Here is an 18,429-nt window from a genome sequence, read left to right as displayed (position 1 = left end):
TTCTTATTTTCTAAATTGTTTTAAAACTGATGATTTTTGAACAAATATTACCGATATGTAGATAACTTTTAATTAAATCTTACGTAAAATAAGCTTTAGACCCGAAACTTATGACTAAAGTATACACCAAACTACATGATGTAAAGTTTTTAAAAAAGAGTTATAGTCTTAAATTTCTCTTTATATCATTTTTAGGGATTCATATTCCGTTAATTGGTATCATTATTTTTCTTTTAATTGTAGAAGGTGGTTTAGAAAAAAGTACCATCATCCTCATCACATTGGTTTTAACATTAATTGCCACAGCCTCTACCCTACTTATTTTAAATAGTCTTATTAAGCCTCTTATATATTCTAAAAATGCACTTCAGGATTATATTTCTGATAAAAAGCTTCCGCATTTACCTACACACTATAAGGATGAGGCCGGAGTTTTAATGTCGCTTATTCAACAAAATATTTTACAATTAGACGGTTTACTTAAAGAAAATCGAGAGATTACTACTTTGTTATCACATAATTTAAGATCTCCACTTTTACAGATAAAAGGTTTATGCCATGTTTTAGAAATACAAAAAATAGAAAATAAGGATATTGTTGACAAGATTGATTTTATTGCTGGTACACAACTTAAAAATATTGATGAATTACTTCTGAATTTAAAATATCATTATTTAGACCATGATACTGAGCATAAAACCGTAGACTTAAAAAAACTAGTAAAGCACTATATAACACTAACAAAAACAGAAGCCGACAAAAAAGAGATTGAAATTGTTGAACATTTTTGTACTGAGGAAACTATGACTTTTACAAATGAGCATAAATTAGGTTTAGTTATCCAAAACTTACTAAGCAACGCTATAAAATTCTCCTATCCTAAAAGTAAAGTAATCGTTGAATTAAAACCTTATCAGAATAAATTTAAAATAGAAGTAAAAGACAATGGACTTGGCTTTACAGCTGATTTTGCTAAAAAGCTATTCACAAATTCTGCAACTGTAGGAAGAGTGGGGACAAGCGGAGAGCCAACCATAGGCTTGGGCTTAAGCCTAAGTAAAAAAACAATAGAACAAATGGGAGGTAAATTAAAAGCCCATAGCGATGGTGAAAATAAAGGCGCAACTTTTAGCTTGATTATTTAATTGAGTTTAAAAGTGTAAAAATCTTTTGCCTTATAGTTGATGTTGAACCGCTGTAATTATTTACCATAATGGAAAAGCATTTATCTTCATGATAGCCAGCATAACACAAAACATCACCAATGGTGCCGCTTTTCATTTTCATGTTATTGTAAACCGGAAAACTATTAAGGTAAGCATTAAACCACTTTTCTTTTTTTGCCGCCAACAAAACATCAACCATAGTTTTAGAAGTTACCCGGTTTGCTGGTGATAAACCACTGGCATCGTACATATTTAGACTTTCGCTAACAATACCTTTATTTTTCCAGAAGTTTTTTATAAAAGTTAAGCCTTTTAATATGCTATTATCCGTAGACATTACCCTTAATAATTGCTCGCCGTAAAGGTTTAAACTTTTTTGGTTAAACTGATAAATAATATCAGAAAGCTTAGGAGATTCTATCATCATCAAACTATTTTGTATGCCCTTTACTGCTACAGACTGTAATTGAAGTTTCCTAGTAGTATTAAATCCTGATGTTTGTATATCATTTTGATTTAAAAAATCATGAACATCATAAGCCATGGCTAAAGCAGCATCAGGCAAAGCAAACCTGATGGTTTTCTTAAGATTTTGCGCATAAGTACCTCTTAAATAAATGAAATCACTGTAAGGTGATGAGTAACCATAAACTTGATCTCCAGAGCCGGCAGCACCTGTACCTACCTCATTTACTAAAGTTAAAAAAGGATAAATCTGCTTTTCGTTAATGATAGTAACTGGCTTTCCTAAAACTGTTGAGGGATTGAAATTGACATCAAACTCGTTTTCTCCCCAACAAACTGCACTGGTAGAAGCTCCGTAATAATTACCCATATCTTGCCAAATCCATCCATCTGGTAAAGACTGTGAATCCCAAACCGCATCATCAGCTATAATTTCTCCTGTAATTTTCTTAATTCCGGCTTGTTTAAGGGCGTCTAAAATTTTAGCATAAATCACAGTTTTGGTTGTTGATGCATACCTATCGCTACCCAAAGTAGGGTCGCCACTACCTTTAATAATGATATTTCCTTGTAAAACACCATTATTGAGAACACCTTGATAGCCAATTTCTGTTTTAAACCGATAATTTTCTCCCAAAACACTTAAAGCTGTTGCCGCTGTAATAACCTTTAATGTTGAACCTGGTACCATGCCCAACTGTGGCTGAGCAGAAAAAATAGAACTCCCATTAGCTACATTAGTGACAGTAAAAGAAACTGAGGCATGTTTCAACTGCTCATCAGCTATAAATTTCTGGTAGGCTACTTGTATTTTTTGATTTTGCGTTTGGCTATAACCGTTTGAACATAAAAAGAAGATGCTTAAAGCTAAGAGGATATTTTTCATCACAGTGAAATTAAAAATTATCATCCATTAAACCAGAAAAACGGTTAAAAACAAAAGGAGCGAAATTAAAATTCCGCTCCTTTAAGTTTATCTATATAAAAAATTAACCTATTAACTTTTGGCTATAAAGATATTCTGCTATCTGGACTGCATTGGTAGCAGCACCTTTTCTTAAATTATCAGCAACGCACCACATGTTTAGGGTATTTGCCTGTGATTCATCTCTGCGGATACGTCCTACTAAAACTTCATCTTTACCATGTGCATCCATTGGCATTGGATATTTAGCATTTGCAGGGTCATCAACAACAATAACACCGCTTGTAGCTGCTAGCAACTCACGAACTTTAGCTAAATCAAAATCCTTTTCAAACTCGATATTAATAGATTCTGAGTGACCACCCATCACTGGTATTCTTACGGTTGTGGCAGTAACTTTAATACTATCATCGCCCATAATTTTATTGGTTTCTTTAATCATTTTCATCTCTTCTTTGGTGTATCCATTATCTTGGAAAACATCAATTTGAGGGATAACATTTAAGTCGATAGGATAAGCATAAGCCATAGGGCCATCAGTAATACCTTTACGCTCGTTCATTAATTGGTCTACCGCTTTAACACCAGTACCTGTAACAGATTGGTAAGTAGAAACCACAACTCTTTTTATTTTATATTCATCATGCAAAGGTTTTAAAGCAACTACCATTTGTATGGTAGAGCAATTAGGGTTTGCAATAATTTTGTCTTCCTTAGTTAAAACAGATGCATTAACTTCTGGGACAACCAATTTCTTGGTAGGATCCATCCTCCACGCAGATGAATTATCAATTACCGTAGTACCAGCAGCAGCAAATTTAGGTGCTTGCTCTGTAGAAGTGCTACCTCCGGCAGAAAACAAAGCTACATCTGGCTGCATGGCAATAGCCTCATCAACAGTTACAACCTTGTACTTCTTTCCCTTGAAATCAATTTCCTTACCCTTGCTTTTTTCTGAAGCCACTGGAATCAATTCTGTAACTGGGAAATTGCGCTCTGCTAATACTTTTAACATCTCCGTACCTACTAGGCCGGTTGCGCCTACAACTGCAACTTTCATTTTTTAAAAATTTAATACTAACTTTCTATTGTTTAACTATTTTACAAAAAATTTCGAACGCCAAATATGAGAAAGATTTTACTATTATTTTTGATTATATGTTATAAAAACTCTTTTGCACAAATAAATGATGCATTTTCTGACGGTAATTTTACCAACAGCCCCACTTGGATAGGACAAGATGTAAATTTGAACTTTATTGTTGTAAACGAGCAACTGCGTTCTAATAATACTACCACTAATACCAATTTTTATATAGCAACAGAAAATAGTAAGGCTCTAGGCTGTACATGGGAGTTTAATTGCAACCTCCAATTTGCTACATCAGGTGCAAATTATGTTGATGTTTACCTCATTAGTAATACATCTGACCTTAAGGCAACTAATATTAACGGCTATTTTGTTCGAATTGGTAATACAGCTGATGAAATAGCACTTTACAAAAGAAGCGGAACAACTGCTACAAGTACTAAAATTATTGATGGTGGAGATGGTTTGGTATCCAGTACAACTAATAATAATTTCAAAATTAAAGTAAGCAGAACTGCTAATGCTACTTTCAACTTAGAAAGAGATAGTACTGGTACTGGAAATGCTTATCGTTCTGAAGGAACAGTTACCGATAATACATTTACTACAACCAATTGGTTTGGCTTTTTAGTTCAACAATCTACAGCTACATTTTTTCAAAAACACTTTTTTGATAATATTATTGTGCAAGATTTGGTTGTTGATATTACTCCGCCTGTATTAAATATTGTTATACCAGACTCAAATAAAATTACTTTAAACTTTAATGAAGCTATTACACCAGCAGAAGCCAGTAATCGTTTAAATTATCTGATAAATCCTGGAAATATCATCCCAGCAACGGCAAATGTAAGTGGTAATACGGTGGTCTTAAATTTAGCAAATAGCTTAAACACCAATACTTATAACATCAGTATTAATAACATTAGAGATTTAAGTGGCAATGTTGCTAGTACTATAAACAGAAACTTTAACTATAAAAAACCTTACAGAGCTATTTTCAATGATATTGTTATTAATGAAATATTTGCAGACCCAACACCACCCGTTGGTTTACCCGAAGTAGAGTTTATTGAACTTTGGAACCGTACTACAGAAGATATCCCACTTAATGGTTATAAATATAGTGATGCCACTTCAACCTACACCTTTACAGGAGATACCATAAAAGCAAACGAATATTTAATTATTTGTGCCCGGGCAGATACCAACGCCTTAAAACCTTTTGGCAGAGTTTTAGGAATTTCGCCGTGGCCATCGTTAAACAATACTTCAGATAGGTTAAGTTTCTTTAATGATGTAGGCACACTCATCAATACTGTTAGCTACAGCGATACTTGGTATAGAAATACCACGAAAAGAGCTGGCGGCTGGACCTTAGAATTGATAGACCCCCTTAGTACTTGCAAAACATCACAACTTTATACATCAAGTATAAATGCTATAGGTGGTACACCAGGCATGCAAAACAGCATTTATTTGAGTAACAGAACCACCGATGCTTTAGTAGCTTCTGCCGTTGAATTAAGAGATAGTGTAACCTTATGGGTAACTTTTAACCGTGGTTTAGATAGTTTGCAAGCATCTTTTAGTAGCAATTACAGTATTAATAATGGCGTAGGAAGCCCTCAAAGCGTTAGCCTTTTAGCACCAGATTTTTCACAGGCAGAACTCAAATATACCACTGCATTAGCCAGAAACTTAAATTACACCCTTACCCTAAATAATATTGCAGATTGTGGTGTTAGTATAATCAATAATCAAGCTTTAGCTTTTACCTATCCAGCATTATTAGAACCAAAGGATTTAGTTGTCAACGAAATATTATTTAACCCAAAACCAGGGGGAGTAGATTTTGTGGAAGTTTATAATCGTTCTGATAAAATTTTAGACTTGAAGGATCTTTATCTTTCAAATCTGAATACAGATAGAGATTCTTTAATAAATATTAGACCAGTAAGTGCATCGACCATACTAGCAGAACCAGGCAGCTATTGGGTTTTAAGTACCAATCCAGATCAAATAAAAACGGCTTATCAAACTTTAAATCCTACTCATTTTGTTCAAATGGCTAGCATGCCTGCATATAATGATTCTGAAGGTGTTGTTGTATTGTTAGATAAAAACAACAGGCGCATAGACCAATTTAATTACGATGCTGATATGCACTTTGAGTTATTGAGAGATGTTGAAGGCATTTCTTTAGAACGGGTGTCAGCAAATGAGGAGACTAATAAACCGGGTAATTTTAAATCAGCTACGGCAACTGTAGGTTATGCCACACCCGCATATCAAAATTCTCAAACGCAAAACAATAACGTTACAAATGAAGAATTAACCTTATCAGGAAAAAGCTTTTCGCCTGATAATGATGGATTTGAAGATATTTTAACCATTAACTATAAATTACCTAACAGCGGGTTTGTAGCTAAAATTTCTATTTTTAATGATAAAGGACAATTGGTAAAAAAACTGATTGAAAACCAAAACGTTTCTGCTGAAGGAAGTTTTACTTGGGATGGTTTAAATGAAAATAATAACCTTTTACAAACGGGTGTTTATATTGTTTATGCTGAGTTTTTTGACTTACAGGCTAACATTAAAAAGTTTAAAAAAGCTGTAGCCTTGGCATCAAAATTAAATTAAAAATGACAGAACATATATTAGTTCTAGGTTCTAATGGGCAAATAGGCACCGAGTTGGTTACCGCCCTTAGAAAAGCCTATGGTTATAATAAAGTGATAGCCTGCGATATCCGCAGGCCCGATTATGACATTAAGAATGCTGGCCCGTTTGAGTTTGTAAACGTTTTAGACAAAGAAAACCTAAAAGCCGTATTTACAAAATACAAGCCTAAACAAGTTTATTTACTAGCCGCATTACTATCTGCAACTGGCGAGCAAAACCCAAAATTAGCTTGGGATTTAAATATGAATGGCTTGCTTAATGTGCTTGATTTTTCTATCGAGTATGGCACACAAAAAGTTTATTGGCCAAGTTCTATCGCGGTTTTTGGGCCATCATCACCAAAAAACCAAACACCGCAGTTTTGTACTATGGACCCAAATACGGTTTATGGCATTAGTAAACTTGCTGGCGAGAGATGGTGCGAGTACTATTTTCAGAAGTTTGGTTTAGATGTAAGAAGTATACGCTACCCAGGCATCATCAGCTGGAAAGCCATGCCGGGCGGAGGAACAACAGATTATGCTATCCATATTTTTCATGATGCCTTAAAAAAGAAGACTTACCAAAGCTTTCTTTCTGCAGAAACAGATTTACCCATGATGTATATGGATGATGCGATACGTGGTACCATTGAATTGATGGATGCTCCTGCAGAAAATATAAACATCAGGTCGAGCTATAATTTTAACGGGCTTAGTTTTAACCCAGAAGAACTGGCTACAGAAATCAAAAAACATATCCCAGAATTTACCTTAACTTATAGCGAAAACGACCCTAGACAAGCCATTGCCAACAGTTGGCCAAAATCTATTGATGATAGCTATGCAGAAAAAGACTGGAATTGGTCGCCTAAATTTGACCTCCAAAAAATAACTAACGAAATGCTTAGAAATCTGGGAAAGGGTTAAGCATTTTTTTATAGTTTTGGGATTGAAATATAGTTGATGTAACAGCAACATCTAAAAATAGATAAAGACATATCCGACTTCGGTTATCCGACATCGGACTCAAAAATAACAAAAACACAATGGGAAGAGCATTCGAATTCCGTAAAGAAAGAAAATTTAAGCGTTGGGCTAAAATGGCGGTACAATTTACCCGTATTGGTAAAGATATTGTCATTGCTGTTAAAGAAGGTGGACCAAGTCCGGAAACCAACTCGAGATTAAGAACTGCCATACAAAATGCCAAGGCAGTGAATATGCCTAAAGACCGTGTAGATGCGGCCATAAAAAGAGCTTCAGATAAAAGTACCGCAGGTTACGAAGAGATTGTATATGAAGGTTATGGGCCAAATGGCGTTGCTGTTTTGGTTGAAACCGCAACAGATAATACCAACCGTACTGTAGCTAACGTACGTAGCTATTTTAATAAATGTAACGGTGCTTTAGGGAAAACTGGCTCTTTAGACTTTATTTTCAAAAGAGTATCGTCTTTTAGATTTACTCCTGGAGATTTAGACTTAGAAGAATTAGAATTTGAATTGATTGATGCTGGCTTAGAAGAGATTTTTGTTGAGGCCAACGAAGAAGGAGAAGACGAAGTAGTGATACATGCCGCTTTTGAAGATTTTGGTAAAATGCAAAAAGCTTTAGAAGAAAAAGGTATTGAAGTTAAACAAGCTAAATTAGAACGTATTGCGCTTTCATACACAGAAGTGAATGAAGAACAAGCTGCCGATATTTTAAAATTATTAGATAAACTGGAAGAAGACGATGATGTACAAGCAGTTTATCATAATATGGCAGAATAGTTTTTAAGCTAAAAAACATTGTAAAAATGACTTTTGAAGAGTTTTTCTTAAAAAAGAAAATAGACCTTAATAAGCTTAGACAAGCTGACAATGGTTTATACACACAATTCAAAAGTCATTTTACTTTAATGGGCGAAAAAAGCTTTGACCATACCAAGAAATACTGGTTTAACAAGCTGCGTAAAGATTTTCGCTTATCTGAAGAAGAAGAAAACAGCTTAAAAGCTTTATACCAAAAAACAGTTATAACGGCTGTAAAAGAAGAAAAAACTACCGAAGCGGAAGCTGTAATAGCTAAACCTGCTGGCTTTAAACCTAAATTTAAAGCTGCTACCGTAGCACTAAAAGAAACTGAAGAAAATACTACACCAAACCCAAGTACAGAAGAAACAACTATAGCCAAACCCGCTGGCTTTAAACCCCGCTTTAAAGCCGGAGCTAGGCCGGTAAAAAGTGAGGAAACAAAAGCAGAACAGCCTATTCCAACTCCTGAAACAGCAGAAAGTAAATCCACTACTCCAGTTGGTTTTAAGCCTAGATTTAAGGCAAGTGCTACAACTATAAAAACAGAAGAAACAAAGACAGAGGAACCTATTTCAGCTACCAAAACTGAAGAAAGCAAACCCGCTGTTGGTTTTAAACCTAGATTTAAGGCTACCCAAACCCCTATTCAACAAGAAGAAATAAAGGAAGAACCCACTAACTTAGAGCCAGAAAAAACTATTGAAACACTAGTTCAAGAAGATAAACCTTTAGGCTTTAAACCTAGATTTAAGGCTAAGACTACCACAATTAAACAAGAAGGTGTTAATGCTGAAGAAAATATAGTAGCTGATTCGCAAGAAGAAATAAAGGAAGAGCATACTTCTACAGCGAAACCTTTAGGTTTTAAACCTAGATTTAAACAGAATAAGTAAAAAACTTAATTGTAAAATAGCTTCGTACCTCCCTAATAATATAAAACCTACTAATAGCGTTAAAGTTGCCTCTTTTTATATCTTAAACCAGCTATGAGAATTCTGCTAGCTTAGTGGTTGAGAAATACTAGCATATTCTAAGATTTTAAAATCAACTTATCACATAATATAACTAAAAACATCTATAGGATATTATTATGTAAAAATAAGAAGATTAAAAACTTTTTATTTTACTATTTTTGTATAAATAGAAAGTTTTATGAGTAAAATAAATCTTATTCCGACAGAGAAAATAATTGAGAGATTGCGTTATGAAAATCCTTGGTGGGTTAATAAGAGCATCCCTGAGATGTACAGTTCTATGGCTAAACGCCTATATTTTAACTTGTTTTATCCATATGTAATTGAAAAAAATATTCGTAGAGCTTTAGTACTAATGGGGCCTAGGCGGGTGGGCAAAACAGTCATGTTATTTCATAGCATTCAAGAATTATTAGCAGAAAATATAAATCCACAAAAGATATTTTTTATTGGTATCGATAATCCTATTTATGTTCATTTAAGTTTAGAAGATATACTAAATCTATGTAAACAATCTCTTCATCTTGAAAATCTTAATCATTGTTATATTTTCTTTGATGAAATACAATATCTTAAAGATTGGGAACGCCACCTTAAAGTATTAGTTGACTCTTATCCTGAAACTAAATTTATAGTATCAGGTTCTGCAGCGGCGGCTTTAAAATGGCACAGTACTGAAAGTGGCGCAGGAAGATTTACTGATTTTATGCTCCCTCCTCTAACCTTTCAAGAATATATACATCTAAAGAAAATGAATCATCTTATTTATGATGGACATATAAGTTACGGTGATAATCAAATCCCATATTGTCTTACACACGATATTAAAACTTTAAATAAAGAATTTGTTCATTACCTCAATTTTGGCGGATACCCTGAAGTAGTGTTAAGTGAAAAGATCCAGAGCGACATGGGTAGATATGTAAAAAATGATATTGTTGATAAAGTATTGCTGCGTGATTTACCAAGTTTATATGGTATTAAAGACGTTCAAGAGTTAAATCGCTTTTTCACATATCTGGCTTATAATACAGGAAACGAATTTTCTTATGAAACCATGAGTAAAGAAAGTAGCATACAAAAAGACACATTAAAAAAGTATCTAGAATATTTAGAAGCTGCTTTCCTTATTAAGGTTTTAAATAAAGTAGATATAAATACAAAGCGTTTAAAACGTATAACTAGTTTCAAAGTTTATTTAACTAATTCCTCTTTAAGAACAGCTTTATTCTCTCCTATTAATGAAACTGATACTGAAATGGGTAATATGGTAGAGACAGTCGTATTATCTCAATGGATGCATAGAGAAAAATTAGACCTAACTTATGCTAGATGGAAAGAAGGTAGAAGCGAAGGAGAAGTGGATTTAGTATTAGTTGATGATAGAAAATTTAAACCAGTTTGGGGAGTAGAAATAAAGTGGAGTAATAGATATTTTGACAAGCCAAAAGAGTTAAAAAGCTTAATAAATTTCTGTAGGAGTAACAAGATTCAGCATGCATTGGTTACTTCTATTGATCAATCTGGATTAAAACAATTAGATGATTTATCATTTTCGTTTTTACCAGCATCTGTATACAGCTATAACATTGGTAACATTACATTAAAAATGAAAAATACTACTCCGTAAAATACGGCTTCAACGCTTTTATCCAGATATCATAACCTTTTTGATTCATATGTAAATTATCCTGAATGAAGATATCCTGTCTTACCTTACCATTTTCGGCTAACATAGCTTGGTAAACATCAATAAAATCTGTTGCCGGTTTCGAGCTTAAAAACGATTTAATTTTAGCGTTAGCATCCTGAAAAGCAGCATCAAATTTTTCTCTGCTGATGCTGGGTTTAATAGAGATATAAGAAATTCTTGCTTTTGGGATTTGCTTTCTAATCAGATTGAAAAGGATTTTAAACCTATCCACCGTAACGTCAACACTTGCACCACTGGCAATATCATTTTCTCCGCTATAAATAAAAATATGCTTAGGCTGATAAGGATAAATAATATCATCGGCATAATAAATAGCATCAGCTAAAGTTGAACCACCAAACCCACGATTAATAGCTCCGTAAGCTTTAAAAACATTTTCTAAATCTTTCCATAATCTTAGAGAAGAACTTCCAACAAATAACACTGCATTTTTTTGAGGAAATTGTAGCGAATCTTGCTTTTTGTATTGCGCTATCTCTTTGTAAAATGGCGCTTTCTGGGGCTGTGCTTGTACACTAACTCCTAAAAACAAGAATATAAAAACCAATAAAGACTTAAAAATATGCTTCATGCGTACTTACTTTTTGTTTGAGAATAACCACGGTAAAAGCTCTGGCTCTTTAAAAGCAGGATCCCAACTGTTATGGTTAGCATCCGGGTACACCGTATATTTCGGTTTTGCACCTAAACGTTTCAATTCCTCATGTATCAATAACGAAAATTCTGGTATCACAACATCATCTTTTGCCCCATGAAAAATCCATAAATTAACTTTATGAGCATATTTTCTTACATTTTTAACATGGTCTCCGCCACAAATAGCAAAAGCTGCTGTAAATGTGTTGGGCTGCCTGCGTAACATTTCATAAGTTCCCATCCCTCCCATAGATAAGCCTCCTAAATAAAATCTATCCTCATCTAAATAAGCTAATTTTTTCAGTTCTTTTAAATAAGTCAACAGCAAAGACATGGCTTTAGTAGGTTTACCTCCTTGCAGAAAATTAAAATGCCTTTTGCCCTTTTCTTTATCTGTAACGATGTTCACATTGGCCCAATAGCTATCTTTAGAACATTGCGGAAAAACCACAATAGCAGGAAATTCATCTTGCTTTTCTAAAAATAATTTAGAGCCATGTATCAGCTGACTTTTATTATTATTTCCGCTCTCGCCACGACCATGTAAAAACAGTACGAGCGGATATTTTTTTGTAGCATCAAAATTTTTAGGATACAAAACCCTTACTGGTAAAGTATCTCCTTTATAGATAAAAGTTTCATCCTTAAACTTAGAAATATCCTGAGCTTTCATTTCAAAACTCAGGATAACTAATAATAATATGCTGCTTAAAATTCTCATTTTTCTAATTTAAAATCGGCAGATTTCACGTTTGCAGAACTATTTCCAACAAAAACTTTAAAATCACCAGGTTCTGCTACAAAATCTAAATTACTATTATAAAACTTCAAGTCTTCCTCGCTTAAAGTAAAAGTAAGATTTTTAGTTTCGCCAGCTTTTAAAAACACCTTTTGGAAACCTTTAAGCTCTTTAACTGGTCTGGTGATAGAACCTACCAAATCTCTAATATATAATTGTACAACTTCTGCGCCATCTACTTTACCTGTATTTTTTACGCTTACGCTGATGTTGATTTGCTCGCCAGAACGCAAGGTAGTTTTATCTAATACAGGCGCTTGAATATCAAAAGTTGTATAGCTTAAACCATACCCGAAAGGATAAAGTGGCTCGTTACTCACATCCAGATAATTTGATTTAAACTTGGTAAACCATTTACCTTCTGCTAACGGTCGGCCTGTATTTTTATGATTATAATACAAAGGAATTTGCCCAATATTTTGAGGGAAAGTAGCGGTTAATTTTCCTGATGGATTAACATCGCCAAATAAAACATCGGCGATAGCCAAACCTGTTTCTGTGCCACCAAACCAAGTATTTAAGATAGCCGGAACGTTCTTTTTTTCCCAACTTAAATCTAAAGGCCTGCCTGTAAACAACACTAAAACCACAGGTTTACCTGTTTTAACCAATTCTTCTAAAAGCTCTCTTTGTATTTTTGGGATTTGGATATCTGTTCTGCTAGAACTTTCGCCACTCATTTCAGAACTTTCACCTAAAGCGGCAACAATAACATCGGCTTTTTTAGCAATAGCAATGGCTTCTTGTAAAACCTGTTCTTTGGGGCGATTGTCTCTAGGAATTTCTCTTCCAAACATGGTTGCTCTAGCTTGATAGGCTGCATCTTCAATTAAATTAGAACCTAAAGCATGAAGAATTTTCACTTGCGGACCAGCAACTTTCTGTAAACCGTCTTTTACCGAAATAGCTTTAGCTAAATCTGTTGAAACGCTCCAGGTGCCTGGCATATTCACCCGGCTATCTGCCAAAGGACCAATTAAAGCAATAGTTCCTGTTCTTTTTAAAGGTAATACAGCATTTGTATGCCCAGCAATAGGTGCATTTTTTAACAACACAAAACTTTTAGCAGCAACTTCACGAGCAAATTTCCTGTTTTCTGGAGTAAAAATGGTTGTTTTAGCTCTTTCCTCGTTACAATAACGGTAAGGGTCTTCAAACAAACCTAATTTATATTTAGCTTCTAAAATCAATCTACAAGCTCTGTTGATATCAGCTTCAGAAACTTTACCTTCATCTAAAGATTTTTTTAAAGTTGTTAAGAAACCTTCGCCCACCATATCCATATCTACACCCGCTTTTACCGCTTTGGCTGATACTTCTTGTAAGTTACCTATGCCATGGTCTATCATTTCATTGATAGCAGTATAATCAGTTACTACTAAGCCATCAAATTTCCAATCTTTACGTAATAAATCAGTTAACAACCATTGGTTTGCCGATGCTGGTACCCCATCAATCTCGTTAAAAGATGTCATCACACTTCCTGCTCCTGCATCAATGGCAGCTTTATAAGGAGGCATAAATTCGTTATACATCTTCACTTTACTCATATCAACGGTGTTATAATCTCTTCCGGCTTCGCCTGCTCCGTAAAGGGCAAAATGTTTTACGCAAGCCATTAAGGTATTGTATTTAGCTAAATCATCGCCTTGGTAACCTTTAACCATAGCCTTTGCTATTTCTGCACCTAGAAAAGGATCTTCACCATTACCTTCAGAAACGCGGCCCCAACGTGGGTCTCTGGAAATATCTACCATTGGCGAAAAGGTCCAATTGATACCATCTGCGGAAGCTTCTTCTGCTGCAATACGAGCTGTTTTTTCTATCAAAGGCATATCCCAAGTGGCAGATAAACCTAGTGGAATAGGAAAAGTTGTTTTATAACCATGTATCACATCTAACCCAAAAATTAAAGGAATTTTTAGGCGAGTGTTGTTAACTGCAAGTTCTTGAACTTTTCTAATTCTGGCTGGCGTAGTTAAGCTAAAAAAGCCTCCTACTTCACCACGTTTTACTTTATTTTCTAAATCAGCGTTTCCGGTAGTCCCTGTAATGGCTTCGCCACCTGTTAATAAATTTAGCTGACCAATTTTTTCTTCAATGGTCATTTTAGACATTAAATCACTGATAAAGACATCCATTTTATTTTGTGGACGGCTTTGTATATTTTTTTGTTGTGCGCATGCTGTTAATATGGCAATACAACATCCGGTAAAGGCTAATAAAATAAAAAACTTGTTCTTCATGGTAATTAATTTGATATATACGGACTTTGGAAACCTAATTTCTTTAAACCGGCTTGCACCTCGGGGGCTTTCATAAATAAATTCCATAGTAAACCGCTGCGATGATTTTCTAACATCACTACAATTGGACCTTGGTCTATACCTAAATATCTTTTTGGATACCAGTTTGCTGATTCAGAAAAGGCATCGTAAAAACCATATTTGCCCCATACTTTATCGCCTAAATTCTCGTACCAATGGCGCATAGCTTTTAAAGATTCTTCTGGTGTATAAGGAAAAGAAGACAAAGCTGCTGTTGGCGAGATTACGCCTAAATCTCTGTTAATGGTATGGCCGGCATAGCCGTTTACAGAATAACTAGCGGTTAAACCCCAACTATTTTCCCCATAACCTTTAAATCCTTTTGGGTTTGCTACACCATAATCTCTAATAGCTAAAGTGTGGTTTCTATTCTGTTGCCAATAATCTGCATATTGGTCTTTTAAACCTTTCGGGTTTAAACCTAGGTAAGAATAATGGGCCCAAAATAAGGGTCCTACACTATTTTTCTCTCCTTGATGGTCTAATGTAATTTGATGACCATAAACACTAACATTTGTTTTGATGGCTCCGTTTCTTGCCCATCCTTCATGGTAAACTTCTGCCGGGATAGGATATGTAGGAGACGATGCCCCAAGCACATACATAATTAAACATTCATTATATCCTTTTACAGGAAAATTCATTTGCCAAGCGTAATTTGGCGACCAATGCCAATACAATACGTTTTGGTTGTTTCTGTAAAAGTTAAAATCTATTTCTTTCCAAAGCTGGTCTGCCTTAGCAGCCAAAGCTTTTTCTTGTGTATTTCCTGATTTAAAATATTCTCTGATACAAATAAGAGATTGTGCTACAAAAGAAGTTTCTACCAAATCGCCACCATCATCTTTTGTAGAAAAAGGTTTGGTTTTACCGGTTTCACCTTCTAACCAATGTGGCCAAGCACCATGAAAACGGTCTGCTTTTTCTAAGAAATTGAGTATTTTTTCTAATCGGGCTGTACCTTCTGCCTTGGTTACATAGCCCCTATCAATGGCACTTATAATAGCCATTAAGCCAAAACCTGTAGCGCCTGTAGCTACTACATTTCTATCATTTTGTTGATAATAATTATCTAAATGGATACGCTCTCTGCCGGCTCCCGAATTTGGTTCTGCACCATCCCAGAAATATTGAAAAGTTTGTTTTTGAACCAAATCTATCAATTGTTCATCACTTAACTTATTTTGATTTTCTAAAGGGGTATTCACGATTTTCTTACCATTGCTACATCCCGAAAGGATAATAACAACAGCAGCAAGGGCAGATAAAAAGGGTCTTAACATGATATCATTTTTACGTCTTCACTAAATCTTTTAAAAGGTAGAATGTTATATTTCGAAGGAGTTTAAATTTGTCAGGCAGAGCGAAGCTGGATTTTTACCAGCTCCGCCCATTATGACAAAAAACCAACCTATTTATTTGTTTGCTTTACCTAAATTATATAAGGCTCTGATGTGTGCATCAGGCAAAGCCCTGTTGTACACTCTTATTTCATCTATTTGTCCAACCATGTTAGCGAAAGAAACATCAGTACTAACCGTTTTTCCCGGAATGGTATTGTAATTACCTCCAATGATAATCTCACTAGGTTCATAAGATCTAAACAAATTGCCGGGAGTCGTTCCTCTATTATTAAAAGAACCAACGTTTACTCCATCAGCCCACATATTAAATACACCTGTTGTAGGTTCATATTTAAGGACTAAGTGCGTCCATTTATCAGCACCAATAGTTGGAGATAAAGTATTGTTTAGATTATCTTGAGAGCCTCCACTAACACTAGTAAACCTTGGGTTCATCCTTAAAGTATTGGTAGTAGTAGCAGGAAAACTCTGGGTATTTAACCTAAAATCTAAGCTACCATTAAAAATACCTGGTCTGGCAATTTGAAAAATCATGGTTCTTTTAGAACCATTATTGGTGATTTTAACCCATTGGCTAATGGTAAAGCTCTTTAAAGAATCTGTTTTAAATGCATTCAATTGTGTTGCATAGTACAAATAACCGCCGTTTAAACTGATGGCTTTACCTCTTACGCCACCATCAACAAAAGAATCGTTTGCTGTTTGCGTTGGTGCTGTATTGCTTTTAACTTCGTTTTTAGTATCATCAAAAGACCAATAAGCTACCAAATTTCGAGGGAAAATCTCATCTGAACTTGTATAACCATCAATTTTACCTTCGTAATCTGCCGGATTTACATCTGGCAAATTATTAGGGTTACCATCTTTTTCGCAAGAAGATAGTAAACCAAGACCTATTAGTGCACTTAGCATTAATTTTCCTGATATATATGTTTTAAAAATTTTCATATCCTAATAAGATTAATTATAACCTGGATTTTGAGTTAACCTTCCTTTACTTAAATCAATTTGAGCTTGCGGTATTGGCAATAGCTCGTGTCTGCCTGGAATAAAGTTTTTACCAACCCCTTGCATAACAGTAGCAGCCGTACCCCATCTTACTAAATCAAAGAAACGCTCATGCTCCATAGCTAGCTCTATTCTTCTTTCTTTTCTGATTGCTTGACGTAGTAATTCTTGATCTGTAGTAGTAACGTTAGGCAAAATATTGGCATTCGCACCTCTTGCTCTTGCTCTTACGCTGTTTAAAGCCTGTAAAGCTCTGGTTGTATTTTCTGTACCTCCTAATTCGTTAGCTGCCTCAGCGTACATTAACACTACATCAGCATAACGTAATAAGCGTACATTCATCCACCAGCCAGAACGGCTTCCAATAGTTGCTCTTTTAGCAGGGTTGGTATATACTTTATTGTTATAACGAGGGTTAGGTAAGCCTGCTTGTGGACGCTCGCCAAAAATGGTTACAGAATCTGGAACACTGTAGAAAATTGTACGTCTTCTTCTTGGATCGCCAGGTTCATAAGCATTAGCTAAATCTGCACTTGGAACATTAAAACCCCAACCATAATTCCAGTCTCCAGAGCCTCTAACACTTTGAACTTGGGTATATTGAGAACCAAAATCTGTTGGTACTGTTGGTGTTGCGGTTGCTTGCACTTCAAAAATAGACTCTTTGGAGTTCTCTCCTTCTTCATTAAAAATAGTTGCATAAGGAACTGATAAATCATACTGTCCAGAAGTCATCACAATATTAGCCTCGCTCATGGCTTGTGCCCATTTACCTTGGGTTAAGTAAACTTTTGCTAATAGAGCATGGGCAGCACCAGAATTAATCCTACCAATAAACTTTCTATCATAACCAGATGCGGGTAATAAGTTATTAGCTGCAAATTGTAAATCTTGCTCTATAAATGCATAAACCTGTGCTGGTGTACTTTGTGGAATATTTGACTCTGATACCTCAGTTGAAATTAACGTATCTAAAATAGGTACTCTGCCATAGCATCTTACCAACATGAAGTATGCATAACCACGTAAAAATCTAGCTTGTGCTTCTGCATCAACTTTTAATGCTTGTGGTGTATTGGGGTTAGGATCATTAGCAATTCTATCTAAGACAAAATTACAATCATTAACTAAGTTAAAATGACCAACCCAAAGGGCATTTACCAAACCATTGGTTGGTGTTAAAGTAAAATTGTCAAATTGCAAAGCATCAGGACTATCTGATGGTGTGCTTCCTTTATCAGCGTCGTCACTTCTCATGCTAGTAGCAGCTAGAAAAGGAAAAACTGTAACATTATAACTTCTTAAGGTAGCATAGGCTCCGTTTATGAATTGGTCATAAGGTCCTGAACCTTCTGGATATGGATAATCATCTTGATTATAGGCTCCTTGGGCTCTGCGATCTAAGAAATCGTTACTACATGAACTTAATGCAAACGCTAAAACTATTAAAGCGAAACTTGCATAGCTGTATTTTATGTTAAATAGTATTTTCATAT

At 34.9% G+C, this 18,429-nt stretch carries 14 protein-coding genes; 6 read left to right on the top strand and 8 right to left on the bottom strand.

Features of this window, described 5'->3' with window-relative positions; genetic code table 11:
* The first annotated feature begins 110 nt into the window (after positions 1-110).
* Positions 111-1,145 carry a sensor histidine kinase gene (locus H510_RS0106150; protein ID WP_026903517.1) on the top strand — a complete coding sequence of 345 codons (1,035 nt, stop codon included), beginning with the start codon at positions 111-113 and terminating at the stop codon, positions 1,143-1,145.
* On the opposite strand, the gene dacB is transcribed toward H510_RS0106150, so the two are convergent.
* Together dacB and H510_RS0106140 are read right to left on the bottom strand one after the other, a co-directional pair.
* Positions 1,138-2,517, bottom strand: coding sequence for a D-alanyl-D-alanine carboxypeptidase/D-alanyl-D-alanine endopeptidase (gene dacB, locus H510_RS0106145; protein WP_026903516.1), 1,380 nt, complete (start codon positions 2,515-2,517; stop codon positions 1,138-1,140). The genes H510_RS0106150 and dacB overlap by 8 nt on opposite strands.
* 103 nt (positions 2,518-2,620) lie before the next feature.
* Positions 2,621-3,616: an aspartate-semialdehyde dehydrogenase gene (locus tag H510_RS0106140; protein ID WP_026903515.1), complete on the bottom strand. Its 996-nt coding sequence runs from the start codon at positions 3,614-3,616 to the stop codon at positions 2,621-2,623.
* A 66-nt stretch (positions 3,617-3,682) separates the two neighbouring features.
* Between H510_RS0106140 and H510_RS18370 the strand changes: the two genes are divergently transcribed.
* From H510_RS18370 to H510_RS0106115, 5 genes are all read left to right on the top strand, one after another.
* Positions 3,683-6,292: a lamin tail domain-containing protein gene (locus H510_RS18370; protein WP_051291081.1), complete on the top strand. Its 2,610-nt coding sequence runs from the start codon at positions 3,683-3,685 to the stop codon at positions 6,290-6,292.
* A 2-nt stretch (positions 6,293-6,294) separates the two neighbouring features.
* Entirely contained in the window at positions 6,295-7,242 is a 948-nt protein-coding gene (locus H510_RS0106130; protein ID WP_026903514.1) for an NAD-dependent epimerase/dehydratase family protein, read from the top strand.
* Between the two features lie 119 nt (positions 7,243-7,361).
* Entirely contained in the window at positions 7,362-8,087 is a 726-nt protein-coding gene (locus tag H510_RS0106125; RefSeq protein ID WP_026903513.1) for a YebC/PmpR family DNA-binding transcriptional regulator, read from the top strand.
* Between the two features lie 26 nt (positions 8,088-8,113).
* Entirely contained in the window at positions 8,114-9,004 is an 891-nt protein-coding gene (locus tag H510_RS0106120; protein WP_026903512.1) for a hypothetical protein, read from the top strand.
* A 259-nt stretch (positions 9,005-9,263) separates the two neighbouring features.
* Positions 9,264-10,715 carry an ATP-binding protein gene (locus H510_RS0106115; RefSeq protein ID WP_026903511.1) on the top strand — a complete coding sequence of 484 codons (1,452 nt, stop codon included), beginning with the start codon at positions 9,264-9,266 and terminating at the stop codon, positions 10,713-10,715.
* Here the strand turns inward: H510_RS0106115 and H510_RS0106110 are convergent.
* The 6 genes from H510_RS0106110 to H510_RS0106085 form a co-directional block, all read right to left on the bottom strand.
* Positions 10,705-11,370: a GDSL-type esterase/lipase family protein gene (locus H510_RS0106110; RefSeq protein WP_026903510.1), complete on the bottom strand. Its 666-nt coding sequence runs from the start codon at positions 11,368-11,370 to the stop codon at positions 10,705-10,707. The two genes, H510_RS0106115 and H510_RS0106110, sit on opposite strands and share 11 nt — an antisense overlap.
* A gap of 6 nt (positions 11,371-11,376) precedes the next feature.
* Entirely contained in the window at positions 11,377-12,156 is a 780-nt protein-coding gene (locus tag H510_RS0106105) for a carboxylesterase family protein (RefSeq protein WP_036692098.1), read from the bottom strand.
* Positions 12,153-14,480, bottom strand: coding sequence for a beta-glucosidase BglX (gene bglX, locus H510_RS0106100; protein WP_081659205.1), 2,328 nt, complete (start codon positions 14,478-14,480; stop codon positions 12,153-12,155). Before bglX ends, H510_RS0106105 begins: the two co-directional genes overlap by 4 nt.
* A gap of 5 nt (positions 14,481-14,485) precedes the next feature.
* Entirely contained in the window at positions 14,486-15,844 is a 1,359-nt protein-coding gene (locus H510_RS0106095; protein WP_026903507.1) for a glucoamylase family protein, read from the bottom strand.
* A gap of 132 nt (positions 15,845-15,976) precedes the next feature.
* Complete coding sequence (locus tag H510_RS0106090) at positions 15,977-16,873, bottom strand: LamG-like jellyroll fold domain-containing protein (RefSeq protein WP_026903506.1); 897 nt, start codon at positions 16,871-16,873, stop codon at positions 15,977-15,979.
* 12 nt (positions 16,874-16,885) lie between these two features.
* Complete coding sequence (locus tag H510_RS0106085) at positions 16,886-18,427, bottom strand: RagB/SusD family nutrient uptake outer membrane protein (protein WP_026903505.1); 1,542 nt, start codon at positions 18,425-18,427, stop codon at positions 16,886-16,888.
* Positions 18,428-18,429: the final 2 nt, after the last annotated feature.

The sequence above is a fragment of the Pedobacter glucosidilyticus DSM 23534 genome (assembly GCF_000425145.1).
In the GTDB taxonomy this organism is placed as follows: Bacteria; Bacteroidota; Bacteroidia; order Sphingobacteriales; family Sphingobacteriaceae; genus Pseudopedobacter; species Pseudopedobacter glucosidilyticus.
This window is presented reverse-complemented; position numbering and strand designations above follow the sequence as displayed.